The organism is Spiroplasma poulsonii (assembly GCF_009866525.1).
Taxonomy (GTDB): Bacteria; Bacillota_I; Bacilli_A; order Mycoplasmatales; family Mycoplasmataceae; genus Spiroplasma; species Spiroplasma poulsonii.
Window position 1 is genome coordinate 1,109,236 of sequence record NZ_CM020866.1, and the last position, 22,778, is coordinate 1,132,013.

The window sequence follows — 22,778 nt, forward strand, 5'->3', positions numbered from 1 at the left end:
TATCTTATTTAAACTGACATAACATTTGAGGCCAATTAATATCAAAAGGAGAAAAAATTATGCGAAAATTTCAGACAATACTAAATAGTTTATTAGTGTTTAGTTCTGCTACAACAACATTGATTCCCGCTACTAATTTTATTATTCAACCAGTACCCTATAAGGGATCATCATCAGGATCTAGTTCAAACAATATTGATGATTTTGTTTATTCTGGTTATTTATTACGTTATTTTATTTCTAAATCTTCAAATATTAGTACTAATAGAACTGTTAAAACATTAGAACAAAATATTGTTAACAATAAAGCCATAATTTATTCAACAGCCCGAAGTACAAGTAATGTTACAATGCAAAATGCGAATGTGTTTGAAACAGCATTAATGGCATCAATTGTTAATATTAGCATTTATGGAATGGGTAGTTGAAAAGAATTTTTTGCGGAAACTTATTCAAAATGGATTACAACCCCTGATGAAATGAAAAATAAAAGCTGGGAAATTTTAAATAATTTTTTCATAGATATTTATCCATACTTACAAAGTAATAATTTTGGAGCAAGACCTGATACGTTACAAAATAGTTTACAGTACATTGATAAGTATTTTTCTAATTCAACCACTTCAATTACAGTAACAAAACCAGCAGTTTATGACACAACGTTAACAATGAAACCAAGTGATGTAGTTGATTTACAATATCAATCACTTTTTGGGACAAGATTTGGGTTACAACAAGAAATTCCAAATAAATATGTTAATCTTTGAAATAATAGTTATACTTATAATGCTCTTAAAACAAGCTTAATAATGTGACAAACAAATGCTACGAAAGATGTCACTAATGATGTTATGAGATTTAATGGTGATGTCTTACAAGATAATATCATTAATTTTAATGGTAATAATTTATCTGCTGGCTTAGCAAATATGATGAATGATTCATATACGAAAGCTTCTGCAGTATCATTAAAGAAATATCAAGATTTTGTTCAGCAAGCCACGCAGAGTCACTATTCATCATTTGATAAATTAGATAGTGATTTAAAAAAATTGACAAAATATGAAACCATTAATTATCAAACCGGTAGTACCATTTTCTTAAAAGATAGTGTTGATGCAATGCGAAATTATTATGGTTGAGAAGATAGTACTGTTAATAGTTTTGAGAAACAAATTTTAAATTTATTTAATATTACTTATACTATGACTGGTGATAATTTTAAATATTTCTTAGCTGGTTTTTTATTTTCACCAGATACCCCATTAGTTAACCAAGCAGGTCAAACCGAGGCTTTTACACGATATGATTTTTATAGAATTCCAGGTACGGATCAAATTTGATCAAGTTCTATTGCTTTTATTGTTTTTTCGGCAAAAGGGTTTAACAATTATTTAAAAAGTGGTATTAGTCAAGAATACCAAATGGGGTGATGAAGTTCACCAAACATCTTTACTGCATTAGACCATGAAATGGGGCATGCGGTTGATGTTTATTATGGAATGGTAACTTCGGATCCAACAAATGCCGCAAAGAAATTTAGTAATATTTTAAATGAATTAGGAATTAAAGGGGAATATAGTGGCAATGTTTTTGGTTATGATAATATTATTAATAATACAAAAGCTAGTGCTATGAAAATTGCTTTGATTGTTATCTTTGGGGTCTTTTGTGTCAGCATTATTATTGCTATTATTTGAAGTACTGCTCGAAGAAAAGCAACTCGTAAAAAAACAGATGATTAAAAAATGCAATGATTGCATTTTTTAATTTAAAGAAGAATGGAGATTAAAATGAGTAATAAGAAACAGATGACAAAATTTGGGTTTATTGTTTCATCGTTAGGTGCAGCAATTGGTTTAGGGGCAATTTGAGGGTTACCGGGATATATTAATAAAAATGGAGGATTTTATTTTTTCTTAATTTATATTTTTGCAATGTTAATTGTCGGAGTCCCATTATTAATTTTTGAATTTAATTTAGGGAATCTTCGTCGTAAAAGTGTTATTAATATTTTTGAAAAAGAAAGTGTTTGCTTTAGTAAATTTGTTGGTTGATTTCAAGCAACTTTAATGATCATTATTCCAATTTATTATGCTGTATTAGTTGGTTACACCGTTATTTCCATTGGGATTGAATTTAGTCCTGCGTTAATTAGTAATGTTAATTGTAATATTTTTAATAGTCAGATTTTACAACATGGTGGCTTTGGGATCACTAATAACGGTGGTTTTCAGTGGATTGTTTTTTTAGCGTTTCTTTTTGTTGTGTTATTAGTTGGATTAGTACTATTATTTGGTATTAAAGGAATTGAAAAACTTAATAAGTTTTTTATGCCCTTATTATTTTTAATTATTTTAATTTTAGCAATCTATATTTTAACGGTGCCTGGTAGTAGTCAAGGGTTAGCGACATTGTTTTTAGTTGAAAACCTAGAGAAATTAAAGCAAAGCCAAACTTGAAGTAGTGTTTTCTCGTTAGCATTTTTTACAACATCATTAGGAATGGGAATTATGATGCGGTTTGCTGGGGTGTTGGTCCACAAAACCAAGATAATACTTCAAAAGCTTATTTATTAGTAATTGGAATTTTATTTTTATCAATTACTAACTTAATCTTTATTTTTGGTGCTTCTGGTGCAATCGTTAATAATTTAGTTTCAGATAAAAATAATATTTTATTATTTCAAGAACAAATTACAAATAAATTTGAAAATGATTCAATGGTCTTTGTCTTTAATGTCTTACCAGAAACCTTTCATATTATTAATCAAAATACCATTGTTGGTGTTGGGAATTTTTTAGGAATTTTATTCTTTTTAGCATTATTTATTGCCGGGTTAAGTACTACGGTGGGAAATGTTGAAGTTATTGTTGATGCAATTGAAGGCATCGTGTAAGTGAAGTGCAAAAAATCAACTCAGAAAGGAGTTGATTTTTTAATGGAAAGAAAACATTATTTTATTTTGCGGGCCTTAGTAACTAAGTATGGAAAAGATAATGTTATTAATACTGTTAATAAAATAGTAACTAATAATGTAAAAGAAGATGAATAAATTATCCGCGTAATTTATTAGCGGTAATTTATTCAATATAGTTTATTTTGAGCATAGCGAACACGCGAAGCGTGCCGCGAAAATTAGATTTTTAGGAGGAATAAGTTATGCCAGTTTGATTAACGACAATTTTTAGTGTTGTTATTATATTAGTTATTTTTGCTTGAATTGGTTTATCAATTTATCAAAAAATTCGCCAAATTCGAGGAAAGAAAAAAGATAAAAAAGAAATTGAAAATAAGGAGGATAAGAAATAATGTTAGGTATGTATTTAACAACAGCAATTAATTTTTTAGCAGTTGGTGATAAACCTACTATTTCAGATGGAATGGGTTCTATTTGAAGTGGTTTAGGGCAAGCAATGATGAAAGTTAAAGAAGCAATTTATGCTGTATTACCACAATTAATGACCTTTTTAGGTGATGCATGAATTATTTTAATTCCATTTGGTATTTTTGTAATTATTAAGATTTTAAACTTTTTCCGTGTTATGGTTAAAGGATTTTAATATTTATTATAATTGATCATATATCTTGGCTGTGGCACACTAGTTTTTATATGTGATTTTATTAAATAATTTTATTGTTTATTTTTACACTATACACTGTTTACAAATTTATTTTTTAATAAATTTTATTATTATTGTTAATGTTGGAATTATAAAAATTCTTATTATACATATAATTTTAACTATATTTTCTATGGTGGATAAATTTATATTGTTTATTATTCATAATATTGAGTCTATTATGAAAAATATTTTTTAGTAGGATTTATTTGTAAACAGTGTATAGTGTAAAAATATCAATTTAATTATAAATGATTAATTTTATATTTTAATAACTATTATTAAAAATTAAATAGTATTTTTCAGTGTGTCTTACTTATTTTTTATATATTTTAACATTAGACTTCTTGCGATACCCTTTTTTATTAAAATATTATTATAAAATATAATTTATGAGGACATAAAAATATGAACAATAATAAATTTAATACTCTTAATGATAGAGAATGGTTAAGATTAACAGGAATAAAAAAATCCACTTTTAATAAAATGTTAGATATTTTAAAAGTTGCTGAAATAGAAAAATTTAAAAAAGGTGGTAAAACTAATAAATTATCATTAGAAAATAGATTATTGATGACTTTATTATATTGACGAGAATATCAGACTTATTTTCATCTTGGTAAAAGTTTTGATATTAGTGAGGCTAATTGTTATCGTAATATTAAGTGAATTGAAGATATTTTAATTAAAAACTCTGATTTTCAACAACTTGCTGGTAAAAAAGCACTAATAAATGATTATTTTAATGATAAAACTATTATTATTGATGCTACCGAAACTCCAATCCAACGCCCAAAAAAAGACAAAAACAATCTTATTCTGGTAAAAAGAAAAAACACACGATCAAAACACAAGTAATTATCGAACAAGAAACCAAAAAAATTATTGCAACAAGTTTTTCGCTCGGAAAAAAACATGATTATGCTTTATTTAAAGAATCAAAAATCCCAATTTTAAAAAATACCAAATTAATAGTTGATAGTGGTTATCAAGGAATACAAAAAAATCACAATAATGTTCTAATACCTACAAAGAAAACAAAGAAAAACCCTTTAAACAAAGAACAAAAGCAATATAATAGACTAGTTTCAAAAATGAGAATTATTATTGAAAATATTTTTGCTATTCTTAAAAAATTTAAAATTATTACAGAAAAATATCGTAATCGAAGAAAAAGATTTGGTTTAAGATTTAATTTAATTGCCTCAATTTATAATTTACAATTATTATATTTAACATAAAATATTTATTTAAAATTAAATAATTTAAATAATAAATTAATTTTTCGTTGTGGAAAAATATTAAATTTTTAAATAAAAAACATAATTAATTAAAATTATATTTTTCTATTAGTATCTTTTTTACAAATATTTGCAATTTTTTAACAAGTAATGCAAGAAGTCTATTGCATTAATGTAAGTTAAAATCTTATTAATTAAAATCATTTTTAAATATTTTGTTCACAGTTGTCTAAAAAAATATAATGTTACAATAACTGAAACAATTCCTAAAAAGCCAAAAATAACAGCACTATCTGGTGTTTTAACTTTGACCTTATCAACGGCATACACTACAATTAAGATGAGTTCAAACACAATCGAAATAGCACATATTATTGAATCAGTAGACTTATTGCATTACTTGTTAAAAAATTGCAAATATTTGTAAAAAAGATACTAATAGAAAAATATAATTTTAATTAATTATGTTTTTTATTTAAAAATTTAATATTTTTCCACAACGAAAAATTAATTTATTATTTAAATTATTTAATTTTAAATAAATATTTTATGTTAAATATAATAATTGTAAATTATAAATTGAGGCAATTAAATTAAATCTTAAACCAAATCTTTTTCTTCGATTACGATATTTTTCTGTAATAATTTTAAATTTTTTAAGAATAGCAAAAATATTTTCAATAATAATTCTCATTTTTGAAACTAGTCTATTATATTGCTTTTGTTCTTTGTTTAAAGGATTTTTCTTTGTTTTCTTTGTAGGTATTAGAACATTATTGTGATTTTTTTGTATTCCTTGATAACCACTATCAACTATTAATTTGGTATTTTTTAAAATTGGGATTTTTGATTCTTTAAATAAAGCATAATCATGTTTTTTTCCGAGCGAAAAACTTGTTGCAATAATTTTTTTGGTTTCTTGTTCGATAATTACTTGTGTTTTGATCGTGTGTTTTTTCTTTTTACCAGAATAAGATTGTTTTTGTCTTTTTTTGGGCGTTGGATTGGAGTTTCGGTAGCATCAATAATAATAGTTTTATCATTAAAATAATCATTTATTAGTGCTTTTTTACCAGCAAGTTGTTGAAAATCAGAGTTTTTAATTAAAATATCTTCAATTCACTTAATATTACGATAACAATTAGCCTCACTAATATCAAAACTTTTACCAAGATGAAAATAAGTCTGATATTCTCGTCAATATAATAAAGTCATCAATAATCTATTTTCTAATGATAATTTATTAGTTTTACCACCTTTTTTAAATTTTTCTATTTCAGCAACTTTTAAAATATCTAACTGGAATGGCAAGGGTTTTTTGGACAAATTTTATGTAGAGTAAAGATTTTTATATTCAATTGGTGTTAAATAATTTAATTTGCTGTGAATTCGTACATTATTGTATCAATTAACATAGTCAAATAATTCTAATTTAAATTGTTCAATATTTTTAAATTTTCTGTTTTTAATTAATTCTGTTTTTAAAATTTTATAGGTTGATTCAGAAACAGCATTATCATAAGGACAGCCTGGTTTACTATAAGATTTTGCAACATTGTTTTTGGCTAAAAGATTGTAAATGATATTGTTATTAAATTCGCTGCCTTGATCAGTATGAAATATTTTAATATTATCTAAAGAAAAACTAAGCTTTTTAAAAGTATTTTCAACTAATTTGGCATCTTTATCGGAACTAACATCATAACCAATAACTTCACGATTAAATAAATCAATTAGAAAGCACACATAATATCATTTGCTATTGATAGCAACTTGTGTTAAATCACTGACAACAACTTCATGTAGTTTATAATTATTAAATTCTTGATTTAACAAATTATGATATTTGTATGTAGCGTTTTTGTTACTTTGATGTTTATATTTAAGTTTTGTATAATTGGAAATTAAGTTATATCTTTGCATTATTTTACTAATTTTTATTCGTGATAATAAAATATTTTGTTGTGCTAACATAACTTTAATTTTTCTTGTGCCATAATTTTTACGACTTTTTAAGAAAATACTGATAACAGCATTATCAATAGTATGGTTTGATTTAGGATTATTTTATTTCAATTGATAATAAAACGTTGATCTAGGAACTTTTAGTGTTTTGCATAAATTAGTAATTGCATATTTTTCTTTGTTGTTTTTAATAATTACTATTTTTTGCCCATTATCAGTGTGGCTTGCTTTAAAATATCATTTTCCATTCGTAATTGTTTAATTTCTTTTCTTAGATGAATTAGTTCATTTTCTTCTGGGCTTCGATTATCTTTTGCTTTAAATGAACCAGAATTATTGAATTCATGAATTCATTTTCAAACTGTTGATTTACCGACCTGATAGTCACTGGACAATTGTTTTGCTGTTTTACCTGTTTTATAAAGACTAACAATTTGTTGTTTAAATTCATCGGTATAATGATTCTTTGCCATAATTACACCTCCATTTATTAATTTAATTATAATCCTTACTCCACATTATTGTTGTCCAATTTATCTTAACCCATCCAATACCATTACTATACCAAAACAAAAATTTATTAAATTTTATCTATTTTCTAAACAAATTTAGTAGTAATTTTTGAATAAAATCACTAAATATATTAATTTAATATATAATTAATATATATAATTTATATAAAAAACATTGTAATATTAAAGTTAAATATGATGCAGAACGACAAGAATTTTGGCACGCCAAGCACCCGAAACCCCGCACTCCCAACGTTGTTGATAGTGCGGGGTTTCGGCTTAATGTTTGTGTTCCGCAGTGGTGGGTTTTTATTGGTTATGTTAATTGCAATTAACATAACCAATAAAAACCCACCTAGTTCCTTTTTTCTTTTTGCCCGTGCCCTTAAAAGAAAAAAGTGAACCCAAAAAAGAAAAAACCCTGCCCTGTCAAGATATGTTGATCAAATGACTTTGTAGTCAAACTGATATTGAGAACTATCAAACGGAGCGGGAGTTAAAAATGAAAAACGGCAATTTAAATACTTACTCCGACCTTATCATCACCAAAAATGATGATAGTGAAATTTATGTTGAATTTGAACGCACCCGCAAGTCCCCAGAGCGTTTTAGAACTAAACTAATTAACTTATGCGAGTGACTTGTTGTGGGCGGTAAAATTCACTGAATTACTCCTATTCAAACATTAGCTATTTGAATTGAAAACCAAATTAACAATATTGGTGCTTATCCATCACAGCATACCTACGAAATTTGAAACAACAAAGAATAATGAAAAAGAAATTATAAATGAATACCTATTAAAATAAGTTTGTTTGCTTTTTTTATAAAATATGTTAATATTAATTTGGAACAATAAAAAATTGAGAGTTAACCACTCTCCTATTGTGTTAAATTATCCTATTTGGATAATTTTTTAATTATGTAAATAATTTGCAATAGTAGCGTGATTATTTTGAGAACATTACAAATAATTTGTAATAATTCCATTAAACCACCGCCTAACTATTTTTTTTGGAACCATTAGGGAGTGGTTAAAACTCTCAACTTAATTATAACATCGTTAAGTTAAAAACTTTTTTAAGATTTTTATAAAATAGACTTCTTGCATTACTTGTTAAAAAATTGCAAATATTTGTAAAAAAGATACTAATAGAAAAATATAATTTTAATTAATTATGTTTTTTATTTAAAAATTTAATATTTTTCCACAACGAAAAATTAATTTATTATTTAAATTATTTAATTTTAAATAAATATTTTATGTTAAATATAATAATTGTAAATTATAAATTGATGCAATTAAATTAAATCTTAAACCAAATCTTTTTCTTCGATTACGATATTTTTCTGTAATAATTTTAAATTTTTTAAGAATAGCAAAAATATTTTCAATAATAATTCTCATTTTTGAAACTAGTCTATTATATTGCTTTTGTTCTTTGTTTAAAGGGTTTTTCTTTGTTTTCTTTGTAGGTATTAGAACATTATTGTGATTTTTTTGTATTCCTTGATAACCACTATCAACTATTAATTTGGTATTTTTTAAAATTGGGATTTTTGATTCTTTAAATAAAGCATAATCATATTTTTTTCCGAGCGAAAAACTTGTTGCAATAATTTTTTTGGTTTCTTGTTCGATAATTACTTGTGTTTTGATCGTGTGTTTTTTCTTTTTACCAGAATAAGATTGTTTTTGTCTTTTTTTGGGCGTTGGATTGGAGTTTCGGTAGCATCAATAATAATAGTTTTATCATTAAAATAATCATTTATTAGTGCTTTTTTACCAGCAAGTTGTTGAAAATCAGAGTTTTTAATTAAAATATCTTCAATTCACTTAATATTACGATAACAATTAGCCTCACTAATATCAAAACTTTTACCAAGATGAAAATAAGTCTGATATTCTTGTCAATATAATAAAGTCATCAATAATCTATTTTCTAATGATAATTTATTAGTTTTACCACCTTTTTTAAATTTTTCTATTTCAGCAACTTTTAAAATATCTAACATTTTATTAAAAGTGAATTTTTTTATTCCTGTTAATCTTAACCATTCTCTATCATTAAGAGTATTAAATTTATTATTGTTCATATTTTTATGTCCTCATAAATTATATTTTATAATAATATTTTAATAAAAAAGGGTATCGCAAGAAGTCTATTATTCCAAAAGCAACAATTAAATACTTTTTATTTATATCTAATAAACTACCTTTTGTCTTAAAAAAATCAGTAACATCTTTATAAAGATTATTCTTTAGTAAATCAAATTTATCATTTGTCGAATTAATAGCATTTGTTAAATTATCTTTTTGATCTGTCGTTAATTGAGTAATATCACCAATATTACTTTTGTTATTTGTAATATCAGTTGTATTTTTGGCAATATCAGTTTTTGCTTGCATTACATCATTTTCAACACCATATCCTCAAACACGTCCAATTGCATTTACTAAATCACTATCAGAAGTTGACTGAACAACCATAGCATCTTTAATTTCACCCAAAATGTTGTGATTTAAAATTGCACGTTTTTTACCTTCGGGAGTTGTGACAACGGCATTTGCTGGATAACGACTAATTTCTAAAATTTCATCAAATTGACCTAGTTTTTCAATAGGTCCAACTGGTTGACCTTCATCATCAGTTGCTTGCTGATATAAAATTTGATCAGCAATATTTTGCTTTTGGTTAATTTCGGATGTTAATTCAGTTTCTATTTTAACAATTAAATCACGGTTTTTTGTTGTTTCAATTTCAGCAAAACTATGTTCTTCTTGAATTGTATTATCTATTTCCAATAAGAAAGCATCAATTTCTTGTTTGTCATAAAACTGTTTCGGGTCTAATAATGGTGTCTCATTCTTTTTTGCTAAATAAGTTGAATATAGATTCTCTAGACCGGTTGCTCGTCAAGCTCTTCATGCAAAATCACCCAATAAACCATCAATTGTTAATTTAGGAGTTTTAACTGTTGAATCAGTTCGACTACCATTGCTAATTGATATATTAACACGTTCATCTTCGACAACAACATAATCGTTAACGCGTAAATAATCCATTGCCCGGTAAGTAAAACGTTTTAAATTTTCCTGTGTAATTGCTGGTAAATCACGTGAATTAAATCAATTAGGATTATCAATCATGTTACCAATTTTCTCATTGGCCATTTGTTGTGCGGTAATCATTTGCGCGTTAAAAAATTCCTCTGGAGTCGCATATCCTAAAGATTTTTGATATGACGTTAATTTAGAAAATTGACCTACCGTACTTCTCCAATTATTAAAATAATCATTATATGAAGTTATTTCTCACAATTGATTAAGTTCCATAATTATATCCTCCTAATATATTGTCGATTTAGATGTGAACCCACTTTTGATGATAAGATTTTAACAACTTGACCATTTTTATATTGATGATTAATAATTAAATTCTTAATTACTTGTGTAAAAAATTTTAAACCGGGGATTGCTCCTAATAAAAAATTAAAATTAGTATTAAAAATTTTTTTATACATTTTATTAACTTGATTTTCACCTCAGTTGTTAACATTAAAATTTTTTGCAACATGATACAACGATTTAATTGAATTGAAAAAATTAATATTTTGTTGAAAAATTGAAGCAATTTTTGGACTTAAAAAAGATAATAATTGAAACTCATTTTGTGAATAACCAAATCCTAATTGTCAATTTTCACGATAAAAAGTGTTTTGATTTTGTGAAACAGCGAATTGTTCAACTTCAAGTAAAGTTGTGTAAGCTCTAATTGGATGATATTTTGAAACAATGCCTATTTTTTTAGAAATATAATCTTTTTTATGAATTTCAATAATTCCTTCTCCACTAATTCCTAAAGGTTCAAACTTAAAACCTAATAAAAATGAATCAGACTGACATGGAATTAATGATTGATACAATAATTTTTTTGGATCAACTTTAAAACTTTTTGTAATGGTCTGTGAAACTTTTTCAGATAATTGGGTTATTTTTTTCTTAATTGGTTCAAAAACAGTATTTAAAGCTTTTTCAATTCAATAAAATGGATTTGTTTTTTTAATTGATTAATTAACTTTTCCCTTAACTTTAATAAATCTTTTATAAAGCTGATTTCAAAATTGATTTTCTAATCGATATTGATTAATTTTCATCAAGGTAGTATTTCCAATTTTTGTTTTAGTAGCTAAGTCGGTAATGATTGCAATCGAATCATAATCATTCATTCTAACAAAATCTTTTAATGAAATACCTGCCGACTTTTGTAAATAACTATCATATTTTTTAAGATCTAAATTAGTATATTTTGGAATTAAGCTAGGATTTAATTTATAAATCGTTTTTTGAAGTGCCAATAAATCGCGAATTGAATCAGCAGAAAGATTTTTTAACTGTTTTCGTAATTCAGCATCAGCAATGCTAGCGATTGTTTGCAGTAATTGTTCATCTGTTACAGTTTTATTAAAACGAATTACAACTTTATTTTTAGTAATAATTTCGGATAAAGCAACTTTATTTCTAATTTGCATAAAGTTTTTAACTTTAGCACTAATCCCCAATTGCTTGAAAATTCCTTGTTCATTAGCAATTTTAATAATTTTTTGAGCTTTTAAACCTCGTCCTAATTTACCAAAATCATTAAATGAAAAAGCCAAATTTAATAACGTATTTTTTAAACTCACATTGTTATTGATAACATCATTTGTTTCCATTACTAAAAAATTCGTAACTCCACTAATAAAAACTTTTCCTGTTGTAATAAACAACTGAGATGCACCTAAACCCTCAATTATTCCTGCCCCAATTCCAGCAGTTAAAAACCCTAAAACTGTTGCTAATACTTGTAGACCAATCATCGCTAATAATAGTTCTCAAAATGATTTTGCTTTTTGAGGCGTTTGATAAACAATCCGTTTTTTATACGTTATTAAGTTTTGATCTAAAATCTTACGAGGCATTTTTAGTGTCTAAAAACTTAAATGCTTCTTCTTTAGTTTTATATACATCATCTAATTTATTTGCATCATTAATTTTTTTAACATATTCACTACGTTCTTTAGTGTAAGGGACACCATCATAAGCTTCAAGAACTAAATCTAAGGCTAATCTTTTTACATTTTCTAATTGTTCAACATTTTCAATACTTCTTGTTACTCTTGTTGATGATGGTGGCACATAATCAGGGTCTGGATATGAAAATCAAAATTTATTTTGAACAACTTCACCATGATAAAATTCATTATTGGCAATAAATAACTGACCCAAATATCTTCCTTGAGTATACTGTCCCGCTTGTAGTGGCACATCAACAGCAAGAACTCATGCCATTGCTTGTGGTGCAATTGGTACCATTAAATGACCATACTGTTTAATTGGAGCCTCAACAAAATTAAATCCTAATGCGGAAGTAATTGTTGCCGAAGTTCCTTCAATTGTTGCTTTTGAATATTGAATTTTAGCATTAATCATTGCACTTACGACTTCAGGATCAATAAAAATAATACAATCTTCTAAATGAATATCATTTTCTAAAACAAATGCTTGTAAACGTTTTAATTCAGTTACAAAATTATCTTTTGTAATTTTAATTGGACTTGTAATTTTATTTGCTACGTTTGTGCATAAAACTTTAATAATAGACTTCTTGCATTACTTGTTAAAAAATTGCAAATATTTGTAAAAAAGATACTAATAGAAAAATATAATTTTAATTAATTATGTTTTTTATTTAAAAATTTAATATTTTTCCACAACGAAAAATTAATTTATTATTTAAATTATTTAATTTTAAATAAATATTTTATGTTAAATATAATAATTGTAAATTATAAATTGAGGCAATTAAATTAAATCTTAAACCAAATCTTTTTCTTCGATTACGATATTTTTCTGTAATAATTTTAAATTTTTTAAGAATAGCAAAAATATTTTCAATAATAATTCTCATTTTTGAAACTAGTCTATTATATTGCTTTTGTTCTTTGTTTAAAGGGTTTTTCTTTGTTTTCTTTGTAGGTATTAGAACATTATTGTGATTTTTTTGTATTCCTTGATAACCACTATCAACTATTAATTTGGTATTTTTTAAAATTGGGATTTTTGATTCTTTAAATAAAGCATAATCATGTTTTTTTCCGAGCGAAAAACTTGTTGCAATAATTTTTTTGGTTTCTTGTTCGATAATTACTTGTGTTTTGATCGTGTGTTTTTTCTTTTTACCAGAATAAGATTGTTTTTGTCTTTTTTTGGGCGTTGGATTGGAGTTTCGGTAGCATCAATAATAATAGTTTTATCATTAAAATAATCATTTATTAGTGCTTTTTTACCAGCAAGTTGTTGAAAATCAGAGTTTTTAATTAAAATATCTTCAATTCACTTAATATTACGATAACAATTAGCCTCACTAATATCAAAACTTTTACCAAGACGAAAATAAGTCTGATATTCTCGTCAATATAATAAAGTCATCAATAATCTATTTTCTAATGATAATTTATTAGTTTTACCACCTTTTTTAAATTTTTCTATTTCAGCAACTTTTAAAATATCTAACATTTTATTAAAAGTGGATTTTTTTATTCCTGTTAATCTTAACCATTCTCTATCATTAAGAGTATTAAATTTATTATTGTTCATATTTTTATGTCCTCATAAATTATATTTTATAATAATATTTTAATAAAAAAGGGTATCGCAAGAAGTCTATTATATCATTTTTTAGATTATTCCCAACAGTTGATTAAGATCAGTTTTAACCCTTTTTAGAACATTTTTTGACAAAAGTAATTGATTATTAAAGAAATATAGTTTAAGACATTTATGTATGAAAAATAAATATTGTTACATTTATATCTTTCTTAAATTATTCTAGCCTTTCCTTTTGTGCTAAAATTTGTATTTTGTGGCAATATTTAAATATAAAATAATCTTAAAAGTTTGTTTTTCATACATTTATAAAAATTAATTGAAGTTTCTTATAGGCTGTTCATTTTTCTTCAATTAATTTTTTTTTGAAAAAATAGCAGAAAAGTACGCAAAAAAAGCAAGAAATTTTATTTAAAATTGTTGTAATTTTTGAAATCTATGCTATTATTAATTTGTCTTAAGTAGACAAATAAGTAAATCAAATAAAAAATTGGACATGTTAGGTAGTCTTTATTTTATTTAAAATAAAGGAACGAACAAAAAATGTATAAATACCTAAATGGACTTTAAAGTATTAAAATATCTCAAAAATTAAAAAAATAGGACAAATGTCCTATTTTTTTATATTAATTTATTATCTTGTAAAATGGCCACAAGTCCTTTAAAAAGAAGATTCTTATCATATTGATATGGCACTAATGTTGTAATATAACTTGCATTCCCACCTGTTAGCATTACTTTTGGTGTGGTTGCTTGAGTTGTAAGTTTTTCAACAAAAGCTGTTATTGTTAATAAATGGCCGTTTACTAATCCGATGTTGATTGCTTGTTTAGTATTTTTTCCTAAAATTGCATCTTCATAAGAATAATCAAATGTCTGTAGTAACTGTGCTCGATTAAACAGTGCTTCAGCAGCAGCTTCTAACCCCGGCATAATAATTGTTCCTAATAAGGTCCCTTGTTTTAGTAATGAAATTGTAGTGGCTGTTCCCATATTAACTAAAATAACATCTTCGTTTGGATATAAATCCAATGTTGCATATGAACCAACAATCAAATCAGCCCCAAGATTTCGTGGATTAGGAATATCAATTGCTAATCGTTCAATTGCTAAATTTTTTTTAACTTGATAAAACGGAATTTGTAAATCAAGGGCTAATTGGTAAAATAAATCATCTCACATTGGACGAACTGATGATAAGCATAGTAACGTTAAATCTGTTAAAGTTAATTTTATTTTATCTAAGGCTGTTATAATTTTTTGACGAAAATTCTTTTCTGCGATTAATTCGCGACTAGAAATCGTTAAAAAAGATGTAATTTCTTGGGATGAATTAAGAATTGCAAATTTCATTGCTGTATTACCAATATCTACTAATAATTTCATTGTTATTTATCTCTCTCTTCTATAATTTCACTAATTGCTGTTACAATTGCTTGAGCAACAATTATTTTACTTTGATTAGGGATTTGACGTTGCATCTTCTTGGTCAACAAAATAACTTCATTTTGATTAGATCCCATTGCACTAATTTGATTAATAACAATTAAATCTAAATTTTTTTCAATTAGTTTCTGTTGACCATAAGCTAAATTAAAATCATTTTGGACACTAAACCCAACTAAAATTTGATTTTGTTTGCGTTTTCCTAACTCAGATAAAACATCAATGTTTGAAGTTAATGTTACATCAAGGTTGGGATGTTTTTGCTTACTAATTTTTCCAAGAACAGGTTCAGAAACTTGATAATCATTTAAAGCGGCACAGGCAATAACAACATCTTGTTGCGAATACTGCGCTAACATTGCTGTTAACATCTCTTGATTGGTATTTACCTTTTGATGATTATAATAAATTGGCACATCACATTCACCAACAATTGTTGTTAAGTCACATTTTGTCCAAGTTAAGACAGTATGTAAAGTATCACCCATTTTACCACTGGAATTATTGGTAAGATAACGAATATCATCAAGAAATGTTTTTGTGCGGCCAAAATTAAGCATTACCTTTTTATTTTGCCATAGTTTTTTTCAATCTAAAAATTGGTTAATTTCAGTTAAAACATCTTCTCATTCTCAAGCCCGCCCAATTCCGGTCGTATTACATGCTAACATTCCTGACCGTGGGTTCATAAACCTGGACCCCATCCCTTTCTAATTGCGCTAAGTTGCGTAAATTAGCTGGTGAAAGATACATTCCACTATTCATTGCCGGAAAAACCATCTTATGACTTTGCACAACACTATAAACTAAACTTCCCAAACTATCGGTAAAACCATGCGTTATTTGAGCAATAAAATTTTGAGTGGCTGGATAGACAATAAATAAATCAGTTTCCGCGGCAATCGTAATGTGTTCAGATGGATCTGTTTTATCATAATATTGCTGTTTAAAAATTTCTGTTTTAGCTACTGCAGGAATTGTTTTTAAAAACTTTAAAGCACTTTCGGTTAAAATTAATTCAACATAATGGTCTTGCTTTAATGTTTCATACAAAACAAGACCTTTATAAGCCGCAACACTACCTGTAATAACTAATATAATCTTTGCCATCAAATCCACCTTATTTCTTTATCTTCTTATTAATTATACAAATAAAAAACGATATATTAAAATATTAATATATCGATGTTCCTTATTACTATCTTACTGCTCTTTTTTCGTAAAAAAAGCAGCTTGCATTCTTCGTTGTGACTCTGCAATAATTCCATCAACCAATTCAAGTCATTGCCCTTGTTCTAAATATCGACAATAAAAATTACGAATAATGGATAAACGTTCACCATAACGTTCTTGCACAAAATATTTTGCTTTTTTCAAAATTGAAATATATGCATATTGTAAATCTAATGGTTTTTGATAAATTTTTTGATAAACTTGAGCATATTCTTTAATTAACTCAGTAACTTTAAATTCTAATGTTTTTGTTCGCTCAAGAATCATTTGTTTTAATATTTGATCTTTTTGCGCCGCATTATACTTTGCACTTTTCATAATATAATATAGTTTAATTTCTAATGCCAAAACAGGATTATCATGTGAAATAATTTTTTCATTATTTACAATCAATGATAACTCCCGGATTACATTATCATAGAAGTGACTGCAATTATTGCTTCCTAACACTGACACTGACACTGACACTGACACTGACACCGACACTGACACTTTTTTCACCCCGTATAAATAACTTTTTAATCCTTATAAGAAACAATCTCTAAGTGGCTGTTGTATAATTATTATACTTATATATTATACCTTATATTTAATACTTTTTGATAAAAAAATATCCATAAAACTGATTAGTTATGAAAGAAAGACCACGGGTTAATTATCATTTCCAGCAATATAATCATCATTTTTTAAACTATCAACCGAAGTCATAATTGCTTGTAACCGCATATAATAGTTTGATGAAGAAATAATTGGATATTTTTTATCAAAATAAACTTTAATATAGGTTAGTTTTTTACGATATGTTGTTAATCACTTATGAGCAATTAAATTTAACTCTTCCATAATTTCGCGTTGATTAACGCTCATCGCATCTTTTCGTTTGGCTGGATCTAATTTTTTGAACAATGTTGTCGCTTTTTTCTTAAAATTAATTGCATAAGCAACGAATCCAACCACACCACTAATTTTAACTGGTGTTACATAAATTCCCAAATCATGATTGCGACAATAATCATATTGAATTCGGGAAAAATCAGCGTGCTTTAATTCTGCTTGAACATAATTTAAATCATTAAATTCTTTAATGTTATAAATTTTAAAATCAACATAATAATCATATGGTGTCAAAAAACAATTATTAGTATATCAACTATACCGCGAAATTGACTCAAAAATTTCTTCTTCAATAAATTCAAATTCACGGAAATAATAAGTTTCTGTTTTTCAATAACGTTCTAAAATATAAAAAATTAATTCCTCACCATCAATATTATTTAAAAATCAAATTTTTTGAAAATTAATATTCCGATATTTTATTAAGTCCTCTTTTTCAATCCGTTTACTTGCATCAATTTTTTGCAAGTAATGATCATATTTTTTGACAAAATACTCATAAAATCACCGCAATGTTAATGTATACAAAATATAATAATAAGTAAAATCGGTTTTAAGGGCATATTTAACCATTTTCATTAGTGTTCGTAATAAATTATTTGAAATTTTATTAGCTTTGTTAAAACCTTGTACTACTTGAATTACATTATCATTTTTTTCAATTCCATTTCGTCAAAAAATATATGTTAATTTTCCTTCGGCGTTCTTTTTATAACAAAAGGGAATAATACGAACAATCAGATTTATTTCATCATTTATTTGATATTCTAGATATCCTTCATTCTGAGTATCTTTAATAACTGTTCCTTTTTTAACATTTTTACGCATTTCACCAAGAACAGCTTGAAACATTCGTTCTCGTAACCCATTACTACTTTTAGGAGCATATTTAACAACTGCCAATTCCAATTCAAGTTTATCGTATTTGGTTAAAGTTTTAAAGCCATATTCACCAATGGCAATTGTTTGATAACCAATTTTTTGAAAACTTTTTTTATAAGTAGTGAAGATTTCATGCATTATTTTACGAACATTACTTGCTAAATTAAGTTGTTTGCTAACAATACTATTTAATTCTAAAAATTTTGCTTTTTTCTGCATTAAATTCGCCCCTATTTTTAGTCCAATATAATTATAACAAAATTATTTAATATTTATAATCTGATCATTAACAACATCAATCTCAAGTGCATTAGGTTTTTTATTTAAACCAGGCATTGTAATAATATCCGCTAAATATGCAATAAAATATTCTGCTCCTGAATTAATTTTAAGATCACGAATGGTAATGTGATCATCATTAGGATCTTTATTACCAAAAATTGTTTGATGATTTTTTGCCATACAAACAGGTCAAGTTTTATATTTATCATCTTGCTGATAAAATGCAATTTTTTCTTGAGCGACAGCACTAAAAGTAACTTTTGTTGTTTGATAGATTTTTTCACAAATAATTTTAATTTTATCTGTTAATGAAGTTGTACCTGGATTAAACAATAATTGATATTGTTGTGGCCGTGTTGTTTGTTCAATAATTGTTTTAGCTAATAATGGATTATCTTTAATTCCAAGATGATAAGTGTTATTAATTCCAAATGGGATTTTTTGTTCTGTTAATCAATTTGTTACTAACGTAATTTCTTCACTACCATCCGTTGCGAATTGATTTAAACAAACAACAAAGTTTAACCGATAATTTTGGATAATTTTAATATGATGTTCTAAATGAACTAACCCCTTTTTTAAACTAACAAGATCAACTGTTGCTAATTTTGTTTCATCAGCACCACCATGTAATTTCAAAGTCCGAATGGTTGCTACTAACACTGTACAGTCAGGAGTGTATTCTTTTTTTAAGTTAATGATATCATTAAACTTTTCGAACCCTAAATCACTACCAAAACCAACTTCACTAACAACATAATCACTTAATTTTAACGCTAAATCAGTGGCAATTAACGAATTGGCACCGTGTGAAATATTTGCAAAAGGACCACAATGTACGAACAATGGGGTTCCATATTTTGTTTGAACTAAATTTGGTAATACAGCATCTTTTAACAAAGCCAATAATGAACCTGTAATTTGTAGTTGTTGTAAATAAACTGGTTCGTTTTTAAAATTATAGGCCACAATTGCTTGATCTAAACGGCGCCGTAAATCATTAAAATCTTTACTTAGTCCTAAAATAGCCATAATTTCACTGGCCGCTGTAATTTGAAAATGCTCATTTCGATGAATTTTATCATTGATTTTAATTTCAACATTTCGTAAAGCACGATCATTAACATCTAAACAACGTTGTCAAACGACTTTTGCCGGATCGATTTGTAAGGCATTACCTCAATAAAGAATATTATCAATAATGGCACTAACCATATTATTTGCCGTTGTAATTGCATGAAAATCACCAGTATAATGTAAATTGATTTCATTTTCTGGTTGCATGACACATTCGCCCCCACCTGTCGCTGATCCTTTTAAGCCAAAAACTGGCCCCAATGATGGTTCTCGTAATGCTAAGGTTGTTTGATAACCTAAATGATTTAACATATCAGCAATACCAATTGAACAGGTTGTCTTTCCTTCTCCTGCTTTAGTTGGATTAATTGCTGTTACTAAAATAAACTTTGCTTTTTTTGGTAAATGACTAAAATTAAATGCTTTTACTTTTGCAATATAATCACCATATTTAATTAAATCATCTGTTGTTAAACCAATTTTGGTACCAATTGTTGTGATTTTTTCCATTCTTATCAACTCCTTTTAACTATTATAATAATAAATCATCGGAAAATGGACAATATCTGCATCAATAAAACTTTCTCCATTTTTAATAAAACCTAATTTTTCATAAAAACCAACAACTTGACTTTGAGCAAATAAATGAACAGCAGTAGGTTAATGGTTAGTTTGAACATAATTTAATAAAGTTTGTAATAATACCGTTCCCACTTGGTGATGACGATAACTTTTAAGAACAGCAATCCGTCCTAAAAACCAATTTTCATCTTGTTGCAAAATACGAGCACAACATACTGGTTTGTTATCATAATATCCAACAAGATGATTAGCAGTTTGATCATACTGATCAACTTCTTCTGCTAAAGGGACATGTTGTTCATCAACAAAGACAACTTTTCTAATTATAAGAGCATCAGTATAAATTGAATTATTAGTTCCTTTTGCACTTTTAAAAATGATGGTATTTTGCATTTAATTTTATGGTCCTTTCAGATACAATACTTATATAAAAACATTTTAACATAGAAAAGAGTGAAACATTAATGGATAAAACCAAAATAATTGATGGAAAAATGGTTAGTGAATTAATTAAGACAAAAGTCGCAGCAGAAGTTATTAAAATTCAAAAAAAGCATCACCGTGCTCCTAGTTTAACAATTATTCAAATTGGGGATAATAAAGCAAGCAGTACTTATATTAAAAATAAAAAGATTGCTTGTGAAAACGTGGGAATTATTTGTAATGTCCTAACATATCCTGTAACAATGACTGAAGCAGAACTTCTTAATCTTATTAATCAATTAAACCATGATTCAACCATTGATGCTATTCTTGTTCAACTACCGTTACCCATTCATATTAATAGCGAAAAAATTATTCATCGTATTATAACAAAAAAAGATGTTGATGGTTTTACCCCTGAAATATTGGGCAATCTAATTCTTGGCCATTATGATTTATTACCCGGAACACCAAAAGGAATTATGTTACTATTAAGGCATTATCAAATTGAGTTAGCAGGACAACATGTTGTTATAATTGGTCGTAGTAATATTGTTGGTAAACCTCTTGCTAACTTATTAATTAACGCTTCAGCCACCGTTACGGTTTGTCATTCAAAAACAAAAAATTTAAGTTTTTTTACAAAACAAGCAGATATTTTAATTTCAGCGGTTGGACAACCAAAAATAATAACTTCTGAAATGATCAAAGAAAACGCTATCATTATTGATGTTGGAATTAATCGAGATCATGATAATAAACTATGTGGTGATGTTGATTTTGAAAATGTTCTACCAAAAGTTAAAATGATAACCCCTGTTCCTGGCGGTGTTGGACCAATGACAATTGCTGCTCTATTAGAAAATATCTTATATCTTTATTATCAAAATAATAATTTATAATATAAAAATCCTCATAATTATTTATTTTAATTTTCTACTTTTAAAAAAAAACTAATTCAATAATTACGAGGATATTTTTATTTTAGTTTTTGCAAAATTGTTTCAATATTATTTGCATTATCTAATGAATAATCATAAATAAATTCTAAATCTGGACAACGATAAATTTCTAATTTATGTGCTAATTTACTACGAATCTCATTTTTATATTCTTGCACAACATTAGTAAGTTCTAATTCTGGTTTTGATAATAATGAAGAATAATAAACTTTAGCATGACCTAAATCATTTGATAATTTAACAGCATTAACTGATAAAGTATTTAAAATTTCATCACGAATTTCTCGTTGCATAATAAATGTTAAATCACGGGTAATCAACGATTGCATTTTTTCAATTTTAATTTTATTTGCCATATATATCACCTTATTTCTAACTTTATTAACATTATAACAAAGCATTTTAATAAAGCGAATACTTTTAAGCTATTCTGTATTTAATTAATATATTTTTAAATTTTGCCTAATGTTTTTTTTAAAGCAGCATCTAACGAAACTCGTAGTCATTTTTCGGACCAGACATAATGTTTAAACCTACTTGTAAAAAACTAAAATTTTAATATTGTGTTCTTTTTATTTTTTAATAATTTCTAAGTCTTTAATTTTTAATAAAATTACATTTTTTAAAAATTATTTTTTCCATTTTTTACAGCTATAAATAAAATATATATGCGATGCGTCCTCAAGGTATAGGGAGTTCAAAACAATAAAAATAGGGATAATTTTAAAATTTTCACAAAAAAATGAGAATTTTAAAACTAAAACTCTCATAAATTTATAGCAAAATGCTATAATTATTTATGAGAGCATAGTTGTGGTTTCGCGATCTTGAGTATGCTCTCACATATATATTTTTAAATTAGTGAGTTATTGCAACTAACTTTTTTATTATAACACTAAAAAAATAAAATAACATCACGATAATTTGGAAATTTTTTTTATTTTGCTCTAACAAAAGTTATAAAATTATAAAAATTATCTTTTTAACAAAATATTCTTATGATA

Annotated in this window: 30 protein-coding genes; 9 read left to right on the plus strand and 21 right to left on the minus strand. The window is 26.0% G+C overall.

Annotated features, from left to right (window positions below; translation table 4 throughout):
• Positions 1–59 precede the first annotated feature (59 nt).
• The 7 genes from MSROBK_RS06230 to MSROBK_RS13655 all read left to right on the plus strand — a co-directional run bounded on the left by MSROBK_RS06230 (position 60) and on the right by MSROBK_RS13655 (position 4,867).
• On the plus strand, positions 60–1,745 hold the full coding sequence (locus MSROBK_RS06230; RefSeq protein ID WP_040093656.1) for a hypothetical protein: 1,686 nt from the start codon (positions 60–62) through the stop codon (positions 1,743–1,745).
• Between the two features lie 48 nt (positions 1,746–1,793).
• Positions 1,794–2,579 (plus strand): SLC5/6 family protein, encoded by a 786-nt coding sequence (locus MSROBK_RS06235; RefSeq protein WP_227991136.1) that lies wholly within the window; start codon positions 1,794–1,796, stop codon positions 2,577–2,579.
• A 143-nt stretch (positions 2,580–2,722) separates the two neighbouring features.
• Positions 2,723–2,899 (plus strand): hypothetical protein, encoded by a 177-nt coding sequence (locus tag MSROBK_RS11675; RefSeq protein ID WP_227991139.1) that lies wholly within the window; start codon positions 2,723–2,725, stop codon positions 2,897–2,899.
• Positions 2,900–3,162: 263 nt separating this feature from the next.
• Positions 3,163–3,312: a hypothetical protein gene (locus MSROBK_RS06240; protein WP_084218019.1), complete on the plus strand. Its 150-nt coding sequence runs from the start codon at positions 3,163–3,165 to the stop codon at positions 3,310–3,312.
• Complete coding sequence (locus tag MSROBK_RS06245) at positions 3,312–3,563, plus strand: hypothetical protein (RefSeq protein ID WP_040092696.1); 252 nt, start codon at positions 3,312–3,314, stop codon at positions 3,561–3,563. Before MSROBK_RS06240 ends, MSROBK_RS06245 begins: the two co-directional genes overlap by 1 nt.
• A 468-nt stretch (positions 3,564–4,031) precedes the next feature.
• On the plus strand, positions 4,032–4,484 hold the full coding sequence (locus tag MSROBK_RS13650; protein ID WP_040092446.1) for an IS5 family transposase: 453 nt from the start codon (positions 4,032–4,034) through the stop codon (positions 4,482–4,484).
• A complete protein-coding gene (locus tag MSROBK_RS13655; RefSeq protein ID WP_242441474.1) occupies positions 4,469–4,867 on the plus strand; it encodes a transposase family protein in 399 nt (132 codons plus the stop codon). Before MSROBK_RS13650 ends, MSROBK_RS13655 begins: the two co-directional genes overlap by 16 nt.
• A gap of 547 nt (positions 4,868–5,414) precedes the next feature.
• Here the strand turns inward: MSROBK_RS13655 and MSROBK_RS13660 are convergent.
• The 4 genes from MSROBK_RS13660 to MSROBK_RS06265 form a co-directional block, all read right to left on the minus strand.
• Positions 5,415–5,813, minus strand: a complete 399-nt coding sequence (locus tag MSROBK_RS13660) for a transposase family protein (RefSeq protein ID WP_242441474.1) — start codon at positions 5,811–5,813, stop codon at positions 5,415–5,417.
• Positions 5,798–6,193, minus strand: coding sequence for a transposase family protein (locus MSROBK_RS13665; RefSeq protein WP_438944473.1), 396 nt, complete (start codon positions 6,191–6,193; stop codon positions 5,798–5,800). The genes MSROBK_RS13660 and MSROBK_RS13665 overlap by 16 nt, the downstream gene beginning before the upstream one ends.
• A gap of 3 nt (positions 6,194–6,196) precedes the next feature.
• On the minus strand, positions 6,197–6,910 hold the full coding sequence (locus tag MSROBK_RS12150; protein WP_206780850.1) for an IS3 family transposase: 714 nt from the start codon (positions 6,908–6,910) through the stop codon (positions 6,197–6,199).
• Positions 6,911–7,029: 119 nt separating this feature from the next.
• Positions 7,030–7,305: an IS3 family transposase gene (locus MSROBK_RS06265; RefSeq protein ID WP_040093657.1), complete on the minus strand. Its 276-nt coding sequence runs from the start codon at positions 7,303–7,305 to the stop codon at positions 7,030–7,032.
• Between the two features lie 412 nt (positions 7,306–7,717).
• Here MSROBK_RS06265 and MSROBK_RS06270 point away from each other — a divergent pair, with 412 nt between their 5' ends.
• Positions 7,718–8,116, plus strand: coding sequence for a hypothetical protein (locus tag MSROBK_RS06270; protein WP_133165061.1), 399 nt, complete (start codon positions 7,718–7,720; stop codon positions 8,114–8,116).
• 489 nt (positions 8,117–8,605) lie between these two features.
• On the opposite strand, the gene MSROBK_RS13670 is transcribed toward MSROBK_RS06270, so the two are convergent.
• The 16 genes from MSROBK_RS13670 to MSROBK_RS06335 all read right to left on the minus strand — a co-directional run bounded on the left by MSROBK_RS13670 (position 8,606) and on the right by MSROBK_RS06335 (position 20,782).
• Entirely contained in the window at positions 8,606–9,004 is a 399-nt protein-coding gene (locus MSROBK_RS13670) for a transposase (protein WP_416375046.1), read from the minus strand.
• Entirely contained in the window at positions 8,989–9,441 is a 453-nt protein-coding gene (locus tag MSROBK_RS13675; protein ID WP_040093659.1) for an IS5 family transposase, read from the minus strand. Before MSROBK_RS13675 ends, MSROBK_RS13670 begins: the two co-directional genes overlap by 16 nt.
• Positions 9,442–9,460: 19 nt before the next feature.
• Positions 9,461–10,681, minus strand: a complete 1,221-nt coding sequence (locus MSROBK_RS06280; RefSeq protein WP_040093660.1) for a hypothetical protein — start codon at positions 10,679–10,681, stop codon at positions 9,461–9,463.
• Between the two features lie 2 nt (positions 10,682–10,683).
• Positions 10,684–11,271: a hypothetical protein gene (locus MSROBK_RS06285; RefSeq protein WP_040093661.1), complete on the minus strand. Its 588-nt coding sequence runs from the start codon at positions 11,269–11,271 to the stop codon at positions 10,684–10,686.
• A 144-nt stretch (positions 11,272–11,415) separates the two neighbouring features.
• Entirely contained in the window at positions 11,416–12,306 is an 891-nt protein-coding gene (locus MSROBK_RS06290) for a hypothetical protein (RefSeq protein ID WP_040093662.1), read from the minus strand.
• Complete coding sequence (locus MSROBK_RS06295) at positions 12,296–12,817, minus strand: hypothetical protein (protein ID WP_040093663.1); 522 nt, start codon at positions 12,815–12,817, stop codon at positions 12,296–12,298. Before MSROBK_RS06295 ends, MSROBK_RS06290 begins: the two co-directional genes overlap by 11 nt.
• A gap of 331 nt (positions 12,818–13,148) precedes the next feature.
• Positions 13,149–13,547, minus strand: a complete 399-nt coding sequence (locus MSROBK_RS13680) for a transposase family protein (RefSeq protein ID WP_242441474.1) — start codon at positions 13,545–13,547, stop codon at positions 13,149–13,151.
• Positions 13,532–13,984 (minus strand): IS5 family transposase, encoded by a 453-nt coding sequence (locus tag MSROBK_RS13685; protein WP_040093331.1) that lies wholly within the window; start codon positions 13,982–13,984, stop codon positions 13,532–13,534. Before MSROBK_RS13685 ends, MSROBK_RS13680 begins: the two co-directional genes overlap by 16 nt.
• Positions 13,985–14,614: 630 nt before the next feature.
• On the minus strand, positions 14,615–15,379 hold the full coding sequence (locus MSROBK_RS06305) for a type III pantothenate kinase (RefSeq protein ID WP_040093664.1): 765 nt from the start codon (positions 15,377–15,379) through the stop codon (positions 14,615–14,617).
• 2 nt (positions 15,380–15,381) lie between these two features.
• On the minus strand, positions 15,382–16,128 hold the full coding sequence (locus MSROBK_RS11685) for a phosphopantothenoylcysteine decarboxylase domain-containing protein (RefSeq protein WP_227991141.1): 747 nt from the start codon (positions 16,126–16,128) through the stop codon (positions 15,382–15,384).
• On the minus strand, positions 16,097–16,549 hold the full coding sequence (locus MSROBK_RS11690; protein ID WP_227991143.1) for a flavoprotein: 453 nt from the start codon (positions 16,547–16,549) through the stop codon (positions 16,097–16,099). The genes MSROBK_RS11685 and MSROBK_RS11690 overlap by 32 nt, the downstream gene beginning before the upstream one ends.
• A 93-nt stretch (positions 16,550–16,642) precedes the next feature.
• Complete coding sequence (locus MSROBK_RS06315; RefSeq protein ID WP_227991145.1) at positions 16,643–17,164, minus strand: hypothetical protein; 522 nt, start codon at positions 17,162–17,164, stop codon at positions 16,643–16,645.
• Between the two features lie 159 nt (positions 17,165–17,323).
• Positions 17,324–18,667 carry a hypothetical protein gene (locus tag MSROBK_RS06320; protein WP_040093665.1) on the minus strand — a complete coding sequence of 448 codons (1,344 nt, stop codon included), beginning with the start codon at positions 18,665–18,667 and terminating at the stop codon, positions 17,324–17,326.
• A gap of 42 nt (positions 18,668–18,709) precedes the next feature.
• Positions 18,710–20,317 carry a formate--tetrahydrofolate ligase gene (locus tag MSROBK_RS06325; RefSeq protein ID WP_040093666.1) on the minus strand — a complete coding sequence of 536 codons (1,608 nt, stop codon included), beginning with the start codon at positions 20,315–20,317 and terminating at the stop codon, positions 18,710–18,712.
• Between the two features lie 15 nt (positions 20,318–20,332).
• On the minus strand, positions 20,333–20,452 hold the full coding sequence (locus MSROBK_RS13690) for a GNAT family N-acetyltransferase (protein WP_084218035.1): 120 nt from the start codon (positions 20,450–20,452) through the stop codon (positions 20,333–20,335).
• A 15-nt stretch (positions 20,453–20,467) separates the two neighbouring features.
• On the minus strand, positions 20,468–20,782 hold the full coding sequence (locus MSROBK_RS06335) for a GNAT family N-acetyltransferase (RefSeq protein ID WP_052443505.1): 315 nt from the start codon (positions 20,780–20,782) through the stop codon (positions 20,468–20,470).
• A 71-nt stretch (positions 20,783–20,853) separates the two neighbouring features.
• Here MSROBK_RS06335 and MSROBK_RS06340 point away from each other — a divergent pair, with 71 nt between their 5' ends.
• Entirely contained in the window at positions 20,854–21,714 is an 861-nt protein-coding gene (locus tag MSROBK_RS06340) for a bifunctional 5,10-methylenetetrahydrofolate dehydrogenase/5,10-methenyltetrahydrofolate cyclohydrolase (protein ID WP_040093667.1), read from the plus strand.
• Between the two features lie 77 nt (positions 21,715–21,791).
• Here MSROBK_RS06340 and rbfA read toward each other — a convergent pair whose 3' ends face one another.
• Positions 21,792–22,130 (minus strand): 30S ribosome-binding factor RbfA, encoded by a 339-nt coding sequence (gene rbfA, locus MSROBK_RS06345; RefSeq protein WP_040093668.1) that lies wholly within the window; start codon positions 22,128–22,130, stop codon positions 21,792–21,794.
• Positions 22,131–22,778 lie beyond the last annotated feature (648 nt).